This is a genomic window from Methylovirgula sp. 4M-Z18 (assembly GCF_037890675.1).
Lineage (GTDB): Bacteria > Pseudomonadota > Alphaproteobacteria > Rhizobiales > Beijerinckiaceae > 4M-Z18.
The window spans coordinates 924,979-938,221 of sequence record NZ_CP149574.1; the positions used below are offsets into that span (position 1 = coordinate 924,979).

A 13,243-nucleotide genomic window follows, 5' to 3' on the forward strand; every position below is an offset into this window, starting at 1 on the left:
ACCATGCCGCGTATGACCATGATCGAGGCGATTCGCGACGCCATGGATGTCATGATGGGCCGTGACGAAACGGTCGTCGTGTTCGGGGAAGACATTGGCTATTTCGGTGGTGTCTTCCGCTGCACCCAGGGGCTGCAGCAAAAATACGGCAAGACCCGTTGTTTCGACGCGCCGATCAGCGAGCTTGGCATCGTCGGTGCGGCGATCGGCATGGCCGCTTATGGTCTGAGGCCTTGCGTCGAGGTACAATTCGCCGACTACGTCTACCCGGCCTACGATCAGATCGTCTCAGAGGCTGCGCGCCTGCGCTATCGCTCGGCGGGGGAATTCACGTGTCCTATCGTCGTTCGCATGCCGACCGGTGGCGGCATATTCGGTGGCCAGACCCACAGCCAGAGCCCGGAAGCCTTGTTTACTCATGTCTCCGGTCTGAAGGTGGTCGTGCCTTCGAATCCGGCGGACGCCAAGGGGTTGCTGATCGCCTCGATCGAAGATCCCGATCCAGTAATCTTCCTGGAACCGAAGCGCCTCTACAATGGTCCTTTCGACGGTCATCACGACCGGCCGGTGACTGCCTGGTCGAAGCATCCGCTGGGCGAAGTAGAGGCCGGTCATTTTTCCCTGCCGCTCGGTAAGGCGGCGGTGCGCAGGCAAGGCGCTGCCGTCACCGTGCTCGCTTATGGCACCATGGTCTATGTCGCGGAAGCCGCAGCGGAAGAGACCGGCGTCGATGCCGAGATCATCGACCTGCGCACCCTTCTGCCGCTTGACCTTGAAACAATCGTGACGTCGGTGGAAAAGACTGGCCGTTGCATGATCGTGCACGAAGCGACTCTGACCTCGGGCTTTGGCGCCGAACTCGCCGCGCTGGTGCAGCAACATTGCTTCTACCATCTCGAAGCGCCGATCCAGCGCGTGACCGGTTGGGACACGCCCTATCCGCATGCACAGGAATGGGACTATTTCCCCGGCCCGGCGCGCGTCGGCCGCGCGTTGCTCGAAACCATGGAGGCCTGACATGGGCGAGCATCTGATCAAGCTGCCCGATGTGGGCGAGGGCATCGCCGAGGCCGAACTGGTCGAATGGCACGTCAAGGTCGGCGACCTGGTGCGCGAAGATCAGGTATTGGCGGCGGTGATGACAGATAAGGCGACTGTCGAGATCCCGTCGCCGGTCGAGGGCGAGATCCTGTGGCTCGGTGCGGAGATTGGCGACGCAGTGGCGATCGGCTCGCCGATCGTGCGGTTGAAAGTGGCGGGCGAGGGAAATGTTTCCGATTCCCCACCGGGAGCAGAGGCGAGATCGGAAGCCGCAGCGAAGAGCGCCTCTACCCTCGAGCATGTCCCGCAAACGGAAGGGGGACGGGCTGCTTCTGCTCTGCCTCCGTCGGAAAATGCTTCTCCAAGTAAATCGCCGCCACCAGCGGTAGCGTCTCCAGCGCCTGTGGCCGCGCGAGAGCCCGCGCCCTCAGCGAGGAGCGCCGTGCGGCACACGGGCGCCCCGCGTCCCGAAGGCGAGAAGCCGCTGGCATCTCCGGCTGTGCGGCTGCGGGCGAAGGAAGCCGGTGTCGACCTGCGCCAGGTGGCTGGCTCGGGCCCCGCCGGGCGTATCACCCATGATGATCTCGACGCCTTTCTGACGCGCGGCCCGCTGACGGCACCCGCGCCATCGGGTCTCGCGCGCAACGACGCTGTCCAGGAAATCAAGGTCGTTGGTCTGCGCCGCCGGATCGGCGAGAAGATGCGGATCTCAAAATCGCGCATCCCGCACATCACCTATGTCGAGGAGGTTGATGTTACCGCGCTGGAGGATCTGCGCATGGCGTTGAACAAGGAGAAAAAGCCGGACCGGCCCAAACTGACTGTGTTGCCTTTCCTGATGCGGGCGATGGTCAAGGCGATCGCCGAGCAGCCGCAGTTAAATTCCCTTTTCGACGATGACAATGGAATCATCCATCAGCATGGTGGCGTCCACATTGGCATCGCCGCGCAAACGCCCGCTGGGCTGGTCGTACCTGTCGTCAAGCATACCGAGGCGCGCGACCTGTGGGATTGTGCGACGGAAGTGAACCGCCTTGCGGAGGCGGCGAAATCAGGGCTCGCGACGCGTGATGAATTGTCCGGCTCGACGATTACCATCACGTCTCTTGGCGCGCTGGGTGGAATCGTCACCACACCGGTGATCAACCATCCGGAAGTGGCGATCGTCGGTGTCAACAAAATCATGGTGCGGCCGGTGTGGGACGGTGCGCAATTTGCACCAAGGAAGATCATGAATCTCTCATCGTCATTCGACCATCGCATCATCGATGGCTGGGATGCGGCCGTTTTCATCCAACGCATCAAGGTCCTTCTCGAGACGCCTGCGTTGATCTTCGTGGAGGTCTGACACCATGAAGGAAATCTCGTGCAAACTGCTGGTTGTGGGTGCGGGACCGGGGGGCTATGTCTGCGCGATTCGCGCCGGTCAGCTGGGTCTTGACACCGTCATCGTCGAGGCGGCGAAGCCGGGCGGCACCTGCCTTAATATCGGCTGCATTCCGTCCAAAGCGTTGATCCATGCCGCAGAGGAATTCGAGAAGACTGTCCATGCCGCAGCTGGCAAAAGCCGGCTTGGCATTTCGCTCGCCGATCCTGCGCTCGATTTCGCGAAAACCATAGGCTGGAAGGACAGTATTGTGAACCGGCTGACCGGCGGTGTGGCGGGATTGTTGAAAAAGGCCAAGGTTAAATATGTGCACGGCTGGGCAACGTTTCGCGATGGCAAGACAATCGCAGTGGAGACGGAGACCGGGACGCAAGTGATCCGCGCTGAGACGATCGTCATTGCGACAGGCTCTGCTCCGGTGGAACTGCCGTTCTTGCCGTTCGGCGGCCCTGTGATCTCGTCAACCGAGGCGCTGGCGCTGACGCAAGTACCAAAGCGCTTGGCCGTGGTCGGCGGCGGCTACATTGGGTTCGAACTCGGCACAGCCTATGCCAAGCTCGGATCGAAGGTAACGATTGTCGAGGCGCTGCCACAGGTGCTCGCCCAATATGACGGCGAACTCACGCGGCCTGTGCTGAAGCGCGCTGCAACGCTCGGTATCGAAATCCTGACAGGTGCGAAAGCCAAGGGCCTTTCACCGAAAAGCCACGCGCTTCTCGTTGAGATAGCGGACGGTGCGGAGCGGCAAATCGCTGCCGACAAAGTGCTGATCACGGTCGGCCGCCGACCGGTCACGGAGGGGTGGGGCCTCGACCAAATCGACCTCGACATGAGCGGAAAATTCCTCCGCATTGACGACCAGTGCCGTACCTCGATGCGCGGCGTTTACGCCATCGGCGATGTCACGGGCGAGCCGATGCTGGCGCACCGCGCCATGGCGCAAGGCGAGATGGTGGCTGAGATCGTTGCGGGGCACAGGCGCAGCTGGGACAAGCGCGCCATTCCCGCCATCTGCTTTACCGATCCGGAGCTTGTCACGGTCGGGCTTAGCTCCGAAGAGGCTGCAAAGCAGGGCGAGGTGAAGGTTGGACTGTTTCCCTTCGCCGCGAACGGGCGCGCCATGACGTTGCAGGGCGAGGATGGTTTCGTCCGTGTCGTCGCCCGCGGCGACAATCATCTGGTGCTTGGCATCCAGGCGGTCGGGCAAGGCGTATCCGAACTCGCGGCTGCATTCTCGCTTGCGGTTGAGATGGGCGCGCGTTTGGAGGACATCGCCGGGACCATTCACGCGCACCCGACCATGGGCGAGGCATTCCCAGAGGCGGCGCTCAAGGCCCTCGGACACGCACTACACATGTGAAAATCACCCGCGGGGTTGCGGTCGATTTAACGACCGATAGCATAGGGAGAACCGAAATCTGTGAGATGTTGGTAGCCGTCGAACCAAGAGCTGGGTAGGCTCGTTACGCGCCAATCGAAGTACCGCAACAACACCGCCGAGCAGGATCATCGGAGGACCAAGCGCATCGTGCGGCCCACGCTGGGATTCAAAACCCTTCACTGCGCGAGCATCCTCATTGCTGGCATCGAGACGATGCACATGATCCGCCAGGGGGCAGCAAGACTGCCCCAAAGGCCAAGGCCCGTTCTCGGCAAGTCAATTATACTCCCAGGCCGTCTGAATGGTGGCCGAGCCCGCGCCTTGGCTTCAACTTCACCGGCCTATGGCGACAGAACCCTCTAACTTAACAAAGGATCCATGCACCAAAGCGTCGCTCAAGGAAGAATACTTTTGATGCGGATGCGCGTGTTTCGAAATTGATTGAGAGGGGAGCGGTCGTCGATCGGCTGGCTAGCGATCGACGACCAAGTCGCTTAGCGGCTTCGAGCAGCAGGGAAGGAAGAGGCCGGCTGCCACCTCCCGCTGACGGATGCCGCCCTTGTGGTTCATGTCCACTGACCCCGAGACCAGCTTGGACTTGCATGTTCCGCAGACGCCGTTTGCACAGGAGGAAGGAATTCTCACGCCTGCCTTCTTCGCGCACGACAGCACGGTCTGGTCGCCTTGGACCTCGATCTTGCGCGCCTGCTTGGAGAACTCGACTGTAAATGCCTTCGTGGCGACTTCCTCGACGGTCGGAGTGTCCGGATGGTCGATGATGACGGCGTCGAAACTCTCCTCGATGTAGTTCGACGCAGGAACACCTAGATCCGACGTGATCCGACGGGCCGCAGCCATGAAGGGAGCCGGGCCGCAGCACATGACGACGCGCTCCGCGACGTCCGGCACTGCAAGCCGGAGATATTCCGCTGAGATCCGTCCCGTAAGCCCCGGCCACGACGGCTCGCCATCGACGGTCTCCGGCAGGAAATGGAGGCGGAGGTTCCCAATGCGACCCGCAGCATGCGAAAGCTCTTCACGAAATATGAGGTCCTTCGGTGTCCTGGCAGCATGAAGGAACACGACGTCGGTCGGTTCGTAGCTGTCGGCGAGTTCCCGGACCATCGACATGACCGGCGTGATGCCGGAGCCTCCGGAGATCAACAGGTATTTCCGAGCTGCGGGCCGTATGAAGTGGCCCAGAGGGCCGTTTGCCTTGATCCGGGTTCCGACCGCGAAATTGTCGTGCAGCCAGTTGGAGATTATTCCACCCGGCACGCGCTTCGTCGTGATGGTGAAAGCGTTTCGTCGATGGGGCGAGGAGGAGATGCTGTAGCAGCGGCTCTCCGTCTGGCCTTCGATTTCGAAGTCGAACAGGAAGTACTGTCCGGCCTGGAAAGAGAAGGTCTTTCCTTCCGGCGACGCGAAGGTAAAGCTCTTCACGTCGTGCATCTCCTGCCGCACGTCGATGCATACCAGGGTCTCGTCAACGGCGGGATTCCAAGCAGAGTCTGGAACCGCCTCGGTCGATGCGGCAGTCATGCGCTCAATACCCATTCGCCCGCATCCTGCCGATGTACCAGGTCGCGAACTTGTCGAGATGGGTTTCGGTGAAGCGGGAATAGGGGCCGGGAATGTAGGCTGGATCAGTCACGCCCGCATGAGAGCGCGCCACCAGGTCGGCGTCCTGGTCGGTCGTTGCGATCCAGACGTCCGTGAGCTTGTTCAGATCGTAGTCGACGCCCTCGCTGGCGTCCTTGTGGACGAGCCATTTGGTGCGGACCAGCGTGCGGCCGGCGTCGAGCGGAATGACGATCGCGACGACGGCATGGTCGCCCATGAAATGGTTCCAGCTGTTATGGCCCCACAGCTGGGTGTCGCCCAGGTCTTTACGTGTCATGTTACCGAGAAGTTTCGACGACGCCGCGGTTGCGTCCGGGGTCTGGGACTCGCCTGCACCAGATATGATCAGGCGCTGTGTGCGGAAGTTCGTCGCACAGTCGACAAGCTGCTCAACTGCTGCCGAGGGGTAGCCTTCCGATTCCCACTTGCTTGTCTTCTCGTCATACATGGATTGGTGAACGGCGGCCTGCTCGCGATCATCGGGGCTAAGGCTCTCCGGGTCGAATCCGAAGTCCAGATCGATGAACGATACGCAGAGCTCCGGATGGTTCGCCGAACAGTGGTAGCACTCGCGGTTGTTTTCTATCGTGAGCTTCCAGTTACCTTGCTCGATGACGTCGGTCTGGTGTGCGACCTTCGCGTTGCGAATGTCGTAAGGAGCCAGCCGCTCGGTCATGACCTTCTCCAGATTGTCGATGTCCTGAGGAGGGTTGTCCGACAGGCAGACGTAGATGAGGCCGCCGATCGACTTGAAGTGGACAGGCTTCAGCCCGCGGCAATTCTTGTCGAAATCTTTGCCCATATGCGGAGCATAGCTTAGTTCGCCCGTGAGCTCGTAGGTCCAGGTGTGATAGGGACAGACAAGCTTCGAGATGACGGTCGTGCCCGCGTCGAGGAGGCGGGCGCCGCGGTGGCGGCAGACGTTATGGAGCACGCGGATCTGACCGTCATCGTCCCTGAGAAGGATGAGGCTGGTCTTGCCGATGTCGACGACCGTCGCATCGCCCGGTTCCGGCACATCGCAGTCCAGGCCGATGCATATCCAGTGGCGATGGAAGAAGACTTCGAGATCGGCCTCGAAGACGTCCTGGCGGGTATAGAGGCCCGCCGGTAGGGAATGGCCCTCGGTGCGGGCTTCGAGAAGTTCCGAGATGGGAGATGGAAGCGCCTGCAGCATAACTTTTCCTAGGAGGGTATGCACGATTATCCTTTGAATAACGCGCACTCTCAACGGCAAAAATGAGCCGGTTTGACATAATTAAAAGTAATGCGAAAATGAAGCCAAAGGCGCTCTTGACGGAGCGCCTTTGCAAACGTGGGACAGCGCAGAAATGGCCACCCTTCGCAGAAAGCTTCCGCCCCTCACGGGCCTGACCACCTTCGAGGCCGTGGCCCGTCTCGAAAGCTTTACGAAGGCTGCCGACGAACTTGGTGTCACCCAGGCCGCGGTCAGCCGCCAGATCCACCTTCTCGAGGAGGCGCTGGGGTTCTCGCTCTTCAATCGCTTGCATCGGAGAGTCGAACTGACGGCAAAGGGGAGGGCGCTCTCCGGCGCGACCTCGACCGCTTTCAATCTCATCGCAGAGACCGTTGCCGACATCACTCCCAGCGGAACAGAAGGGGAGCTTACGATCGCGGCGAGCGTCGCGTTCTCCCACTTCTGGCTTATGCCCAGGATCGCTTCGTTCTCAAGCGCCCATCCGGCAATCGGATTGCGAATCGTTTCACAGGACAGGGCTGCGACGCTCGACGGCGGTGACGTCGACCTCGCCATACGATATGGAAACGGCATCTGGTCCGACGGGCGTGCCGAGATGCTGTTCGCAGACGAGATATTTCCGGTTTGCAGCCCCGAATATGCCCAGCGGCTGGGCCAGATTAAAGAACCCTCGGACCTCCTCGGACATCCGATGATCACATCCGATACCAATGATCCGAGCTGGACGGGATGGCACGAGTGGCTTGCAGCGTTCGCGATACAGGCGCCGAAGCGGTTACCGGGACTTCGCTGCAGCTTTTACACCGAAGCTGTCTATGCCGCGCTCAACGGACAGGGCGTCGCGCTTGGCTGGCGGCGTCTCGTGCAGAGCTTTCTCGATCGCAATGCGCTGGTCCGGCTGACTGACAGTTCGATCATGACGAGGAACGGCTATTTTTTAGTGGTCGCGCCCCGGCGATCCAGGAACGACCGCCTGGAACGGTTCGTCGAGTGGATCAAGGCCGACGTCGGAGCGGAAGGCGTTGTCGGAAAGGCCGAAGCTGGTCAGACTCAGCCAGCAAACCGATAGCACATCGAAAGGGTTCATCGACATCTTGACGTTGGCGAGCTCAACGCCTGTGCCATCCGGCTTGACTCGGATCTTTATATTGCAATCGACCACACGCTTGACGCGGCAAGAATCTTCATTGCGCACCCCAGTGTTAATGTCTGTATGCCGGGCCGTTCAGTGCGTCTGCTCGGCGAGCAAAGCCCAGAAGGCGAAAAGCGGCGTGTCGGTGGATCGCATGGCATGTTTTATGTTGGGTAGGTTGTAGAATGACCCGCCGATACCGGGCGAAAACCAGTTGCCGTTCCCTTGCATGAACTCGCCTTGTGATAGGACGAGATAGACTTCTTCTGGTGCATGATCATGGTCCGGATAGCGCACGTTCGGCGCCATGATGGTCGCGCCAAGCCAGAGGTCATTGCGTTCTTCGAGCCCTCCGGGGCCAATGATCATCGTGTTTGCATGACCGTAGAAGAAATTCTCACTGGCCGTTCCGTCGTCGGTGGGACGGCGGCTCCACTTGAGTTGCGGTTCGATTCGCCTAAATTGGCCGATCAAACGCTGCAGCGAAGGTTGCGACGTTTCCACGGAAAGAGCCGCATCGAGATATTCGCAAACGGGCAAACGACTACCTGGGCCCTGCCGTACTGCGCCGGGATGCTCCAGGGCTGTGGAGATTTGACGGATACAATGGCGCGATTTCCGATCCCGTGCGAATTCGTTGAAAGCTGCGACTGTTGCGTCTACGAAGGATTGCAGGTTGTCGCTGCGTTCAGTCATCAGTCCACCTCTAAAGGAAGTGGGCGAGCAGGCTCGCCCCAGCAATCAAATATCCTTGGCGATGCGCAGCCCGTCGTAGATTGCTGCGTGGGTGTTGCGCGCGGCTACCGCATCTCCGATACGGAACAGCTGAAACTTGCCGTCCGTATTGCGGATAACGGATTGCGGTTCACCGGCGAGCAATTGCGCGTGGGAGATTTCGCCAAGATTCCTCGAGAGAGGTTTCAGCTCGAAATAGAGGTCGTCGATCGGAATCGTTCCGTGATTGATAACGACCTGGTCGACCGTGCGCTGCTTGGTGACGCCGCCATAGTCGCTACCGATATGGGCGATCAGCCGGTTGCCAACTTTCTCGACTGCCTCAAGGCGATAGGTAACGGTAAAGGTTACGTCAAGCTTTTGGAGTGAGCGCATATAAGGCACCAAGTTCATCGCCATGACTTCCGGTGCAAAGGACCGATCCGGCGTCATGATTTCGACTTTGGCGCCGGAACTCGCGAGAAATTCGGCTGCCTGGAGTCCGGCATGGTCTCCTGCATCGTCGAAGATCAAGACATTCGTGCCGGCCTTCACGTCGCCCGAAATGATGTCCCAGGCCGATACAACCAAGTCGTTGCCGTTCGACAAGACCTCAGTGTGCGGCATGCCGCCCGTGGCGACGATGACAACGTCGGGATTTTCCCTCTCAACCGTTTCGGCGTCCGCCCAGGTATTGAAATGGAAGGTTACGCCGTACTTCTCGCACTGACTCATGCGCCAGTCGATGATACTGATCATTTCCCTGCGCCGCTCGCTTCGTGCGGTGAGCCGAATCTGCCCACCCGGGTTGTTCGCGAGTTCGAAGACGACGACCTCATGGCCGCGCTCAGCTGCAACGCGCGCCGCTTCGAGGCCGGCTGGGCCGGCGCCGACAACCACGACTTTCTTGCGGACGGGGGCCTTCTCGAGGACGTGTGGCATAGTCAATTCGCGGCCAGTGGCGGCGTTATGGATGCAGAAAGCCGCTCCGCCCTGGTAGATACGGTCGAGACAGTAATTGGCGCCGACACAGGGACGGATGTCCTCCTCTCGCTTTTCCATGATCTTGCGGACGATATACGGATCCGTCATATGCGCGCGGGTCATGCCAACCATATCGACTTTGCCCGACGCAATTGCGTGCCGCGCGGTTGCGACGTCTGGAATTTTCGCCGCATGAAAAGTCGGAAAGTTCATAGCGGCGCGAATCTCGCCCGCGAAGTCGAGATGCGGCGAGTTTGCCATTCCCTGAATTGGAATGACGTCAGTGAGACCTGCATCGGTATCGATATGGCCGCGGATCACGTTCAGATAGTCGATGAGCCCGCTGTCTTTGAGCCGTCTGGAGATCTCGAAGCCTTCGGCCTTCTCCGTACCGCCGGGAAGGCATTCATCCGCCGTGTACCGCACGCCTAGGATAAAATCCTCGCCGACTCGTGCTCGGATCGCTTTTAAAACGTCGAAGCAGAAACGCATGCGGTTGTCGAGCGAACCACCGTAAGGGCCGTCGAGTTCGTTGGTCAGGGGTGATGTGAACTGATCGAGTAGATGACCGTAAGCCTCGAGTTCAACCCCGTCCATGCCGCCAGCTTTCATCCGCTCGGCAGCATCGGCAAACTCTTTAACGATACGTTCGATGTCCCAGTCCTCGATCTTCTTGGGAAATGCACGGTGCGAGGCTTCTCGATGGTGAGACGGTGCGACCACTGGAAGCCAATCACCCTTGTCCCACCGCGTCCGCCGACCCAGATGGGTGAGCTGAATCATGATGGCCGCGCCGGCCTCATGCACGGCATCGGTCATCTCTTTGATCCACGGGACAATCTCGTCCTTATAGGCGAGCAGGTTGTTGAAGACCGGCGGGCTGTCTCTCGACACGGCGGCGGAGCCAGCCGTCATCGTCAAGGCGACGCCGCCCCTGGCCCTCTCCACCGTGTAAGCGCGATAGCGCTCCTTCGGCATGCCGTCTTCCGGGTAAGCCGGCTCATGGGATGTTACGATAATGCGATTGCGCAGTGTCAGATGCTTGAGTTGATAGGGCTGGAGGAGGGGGTCGTTCGACATTTGCCATGCTCCGGTTTAACAGCGTCAGCACGGAAATTAGGCAAAATGTACATTGATGTCAATAAAGAGTGCAATATAGTCAATTTATATGACCATTGTGTACATTTTTATTGACAGCACTGACCAATTTGATAGGAGCAGGCATGGAGCAGGTTTCGGGCGAGAGCGGCTGGCGGGGGTCCAGGGAGGCTTGGATAGAGGCGGCCTACGGCTCCTTGTTGGATTCCGGAGTGGATTCTGTGAAGATTCTGCCGCTTGCAAATAAGTTGCGCCTCTCGCGGACAAGCTTCTACTGGTTCTTCAAGGATCGGGAAGAATTGCTTGCCGCGCTTGTTGCGCGGTGGCGCGAGCATAATACCGGCAGCATCATTAAACAGTCGGAGGCGTATGCGGAATCGCTCGCCGAGGCCATGCTCAACGTGTTCGATTGTTGGCTGAACAACGAGCTGTTCGACTCCAAGTTCGAGTTCGCTATCCGCAGCTGGGCGCTGCAATCAGCCGAGATCCTTGAACAGATTCGCGAGGTCGATCAAATTCGCCTCGAAGCGCTAAAGCGCATGTTCATGCGTTTTGGTCTGTCGGAGCTCAACGCCGACGTCCGGGCACGGACGACGTATCTGGTGCAGATTGGGTACATCTCGATGCAATCCAGAGAGGACATCTCTGTCCGCATGAAGCGGATCCCAGAATACATCGCAATCTATACGGGCCAAGAGCCACAGCAAAGGGAGCTCGACCGCTTCTTTTCCAGGCACGGCTATAGACCAGATTGAAAGGAAATTCAGTGTGGGCGATCCGCTAAAAATTGGCATCATTGGTGGTGGCGGGTGGCTCGGTGGAGCGATTGCCAGGGCGATGCTCAATGCCATTGTTGTGGAGCCGCGGACTCTCTCACTTTCGTACCGCCGGGAGCGGCCAACGTGCTTTCCCGACGCATTTTGGACAACGGACAATCAGACCCTTGCAGATCGCTCGGATGTGATTGTGCTTTCCGTTCGACCGGCTGATTGGCCTTCCCTCGCTGTCGATGCTCAAGGAAAGCTCGTTATATCGGTCATGGCGGGCATCACCTTGACTGCGCTTTCCGACCATCACAAGACTGATCGCGTTGTGCGTGCCTTGCCGAATGCCGCCGCCGAGGTGTCAAAGTCATACACTCCTTGGATCGCAACGAACGAAACCCAAGAGAAGGATCGAGCGATCGTCCGCGCGATCTTCAATGCATGCGGCGCGCAGGACGAAGTGCAAAGCGAGCGAGACATCGACTACCTGACGGGCCTTACTGGATCCGGACCGGCATTTCCCGCCCTGTTGGCCGCTGCCATGATGAAGGATGCGGTGGCGCACGGCCTCCCGTCCGAGGTTGCCCAGCGCGCCGTGAACGCGGTGTTGATAGGTGCCGGCCGGTTGCTGGAGGCCCGAGACGAAAATCCTCGTGTCACGGTTGAAACGTTTCTCCGATATGCCGGTACAACTGCGGCGGCGATGGACGCCATGCGCTCGGCCGGCTTCGACTCAGCCGTCGCCGCGGGGCTGGAAGCGGCGTTCAAGAAATCGGTGGAGATGGGAACACTTTCCTAACACCCGTCGGTGCGGGTTTCTGCGGCCTCCCGCTCAACAAAACATGCCGCTTAGGAGAGGGGAAGCGAATGAAAAAGCTACTTGCATCGTCATGCCTGGCGTTCGGCTTGCTTACAGTAACCTCATCGGCCAATGCCGCCGGATGCGGCAGCGTGACCATCGCCAGTATGAATTGGCAGAGCGCCGAAGTACTTTCGAATCTCGACAAGTTCATTCTGAGCAAGGGTTACGGCTGCCAGGCGGACATCACCGTTGGCGACACGGTTCCGACGATCACATCGATGGCAGAGAAAGGCCAACCCGATATTGCACCGGAAGCCTGGATCGACCTTCTACCCGAAGTGGTCAAGAAAGGAACGGAGGAAGGCCGGATCGTTAAAGTCGGCGCCCCGCTGCCGGATGGCGGCGTCCAGGGATGGTGGATTCCAAAATATATCGCCGACGCCCATCCGGACATCAAAACAATTCCGGATATGTTGAAGCATCCGGAGCTCTTCCCCGATCCGGAAGATCCCAAAAAAGGTGCGATCTACAATGGCCCGCAGGGCTGGGGCGGCACGGTCGTCACCGCTCAGTACTACAAGGCGTTTAATGCCGAAAAGGCAGGCTTCACGTTGGTAGATACCGGTTCGGCTGCCGGTCTCGACGGCTCCATCGCAAAAGCATACGAGCGCAAGCAAGGATGGGTTGGCTATTATTGGGCGCCGACGGCGCTCCTTGGAAAGTATCCAATGGTCAAGCTCGACGCCGGCGTGCCAAACGATCCGAACGAATGGAAGCGCTGCAACACAGTGGCCGATTGCCCGGATCCCAAGCCGAATGCTTGGCCCACCGATACGGTCGTGACGCTCGTGGCGAAGTCCTTTTCGGACAAGGCGGGCCCCGACGTGATGGACTATCTGCAGAAACGTTCCTGGAGCAACGCCACAGTAAACCAGCTCATGTCCTGGATGACGGATAATCAAGCCACTGGAGAAGACGGCGCCAAGCACTTCCTGAAGGAAAACAAGGACGTTTGGATCAAGTGGGTCTCGCCGGACGCCGCCAAGAAAATCGAAGGCGCGCTCTAATCGCCACATTCCGCGGTGCGCGTTTCGCGCA

The 13,243-nt window shown here is 59.4% G+C and carries 11 protein-coding genes and 1 pseudogene; 8 read left to right on the forward strand and 4 right to left on the reverse strand.

Annotation, left to right across the window (positions count from 1 at the left end; genetic code table 11):
- The first annotated feature begins 3 nt into the window (after positions 1 to 3).
- The 4 genes and pseudogenes from V9T28_RS04225 to V9T28_RS23340 form a co-directional block, all read left to right on the forward strand.
- Entirely contained in the window at positions 4 to 1,017 is a 1,014-nt protein-coding gene (locus V9T28_RS04225) for an alpha-ketoacid dehydrogenase subunit beta (protein WP_116400994.1), read from the forward strand.
- 1 nt (position 1,018) lies between these two features.
- On the forward strand, positions 1,019 to 2,389 hold the full coding sequence (locus V9T28_RS04230) for a dihydrolipoamide acetyltransferase family protein (RefSeq protein WP_116400995.1): 1,371 nt from the start codon (positions 1,019 to 1,021) through the stop codon (positions 2,387 to 2,389).
- Between the two features lie 4 nt (positions 2,390 to 2,393).
- Positions 2,394 to 3,788, forward strand: coding sequence for a dihydrolipoyl dehydrogenase (gene lpdA, locus V9T28_RS04235; protein ID WP_116400996.1), 1,395 nt, complete (start codon positions 2,394 to 2,396; stop codon positions 3,786 to 3,788).
- A 108-nt stretch (positions 3,789 to 3,896) separates the two neighbouring features.
- Positions 3,897 to 4,043: pseudogene (locus tag V9T28_RS23340) on the forward strand (DDE-type integrase/transposase/recombinase); the annotation flags it as partial.
- A 237-nt stretch (positions 4,044 to 4,280) separates the two neighbouring features.
- On the opposite strand, the gene V9T28_RS04245 reads toward V9T28_RS23340, so the two are convergent.
- Together V9T28_RS04245 and V9T28_RS04250 are read right to left on the reverse strand one after the other, a co-directional pair.
- Positions 4,281 to 5,366: a hybrid-cluster NAD(P)-dependent oxidoreductase gene (locus tag V9T28_RS04245; RefSeq protein ID WP_116400998.1), complete on the reverse strand. Its 1,086-nt coding sequence runs from the start codon at positions 5,364 to 5,366 to the stop codon at positions 4,281 to 4,283.
- Positions 5,356 to 6,609: an aromatic ring-hydroxylating oxygenase subunit alpha gene (locus V9T28_RS04250; protein ID WP_116400999.1), complete on the reverse strand. Its 1,254-nt coding sequence runs from the start codon at positions 6,607 to 6,609 to the stop codon at positions 5,356 to 5,358. The genes V9T28_RS04245 and V9T28_RS04250 overlap by 11 nt, the downstream gene beginning before the upstream one ends.
- 154 nt (positions 6,610 to 6,763) lie before the next feature.
- On the opposite strand from V9T28_RS04250, the gene V9T28_RS04255 reads away from it, so the two are divergent.
- Positions 6,764 to 7,720: a LysR substrate-binding domain-containing protein gene (locus V9T28_RS04255; RefSeq protein ID WP_116401000.1), complete on the forward strand. Its 957-nt coding sequence runs from the start codon at positions 6,764 to 6,766 to the stop codon at positions 7,718 to 7,720.
- A 156-nt stretch (positions 7,721 to 7,876) separates the two neighbouring features.
- Here the strand turns inward: V9T28_RS04255 and V9T28_RS04260 are convergent, their stop codons facing one another.
- Together V9T28_RS04260 and V9T28_RS04265 are read right to left on the reverse strand one after the other, a co-directional pair.
- On the reverse strand, positions 7,877 to 8,479 hold the full coding sequence (locus V9T28_RS04260; RefSeq protein WP_116401001.1) for a dimethylsulfoniopropionate lyase: 603 nt from the start codon (positions 8,477 to 8,479) through the stop codon (positions 7,877 to 7,879).
- Between the two features lie 45 nt (positions 8,480 to 8,524).
- Positions 8,525 to 10,561 (reverse strand): NADH:flavin oxidoreductase, encoded by a 2,037-nt coding sequence (locus tag V9T28_RS04265; protein ID WP_116401002.1) that lies wholly within the window; start codon positions 10,559 to 10,561, stop codon positions 8,525 to 8,527.
- Between the two features lie 143 nt (positions 10,562 to 10,704).
- Here V9T28_RS04265 and V9T28_RS04270 point away from each other — a divergent pair, with 143 nt between their 5' ends.
- The 3 genes from V9T28_RS04270 to V9T28_RS04280 all read left to right on the forward strand — a co-directional run bounded on the left by V9T28_RS04270 (position 10,705) and on the right by V9T28_RS04280 (position 13,212).
- The gene (locus V9T28_RS04270; protein WP_116401003.1) at positions 10,705 to 11,334 is read left to right on the forward strand and encodes a TetR/AcrR family transcriptional regulator; all 630 of its coding nucleotides are present in this window, start codon (positions 10,705 to 10,707) and stop codon (positions 11,332 to 11,334) included.
- A 13-nt stretch (positions 11,335 to 11,347) separates the two neighbouring features.
- A complete protein-coding gene (locus tag V9T28_RS04275) occupies positions 11,348 to 12,142 on the forward strand; it encodes a pyrroline-5-carboxylate reductase family protein (RefSeq protein ID WP_116401004.1) in 795 nt (264 codons plus the stop codon).
- A 68-nt stretch (positions 12,143 to 12,210) separates the two neighbouring features.
- Positions 12,211 to 13,212, forward strand: coding sequence for an ABC transporter substrate-binding protein (locus V9T28_RS04280; RefSeq protein WP_116401005.1), 1,002 nt, complete (start codon positions 12,211 to 12,213; stop codon positions 13,210 to 13,212).
- Positions 13,213 to 13,243: the final 31 nt, after the last annotated feature.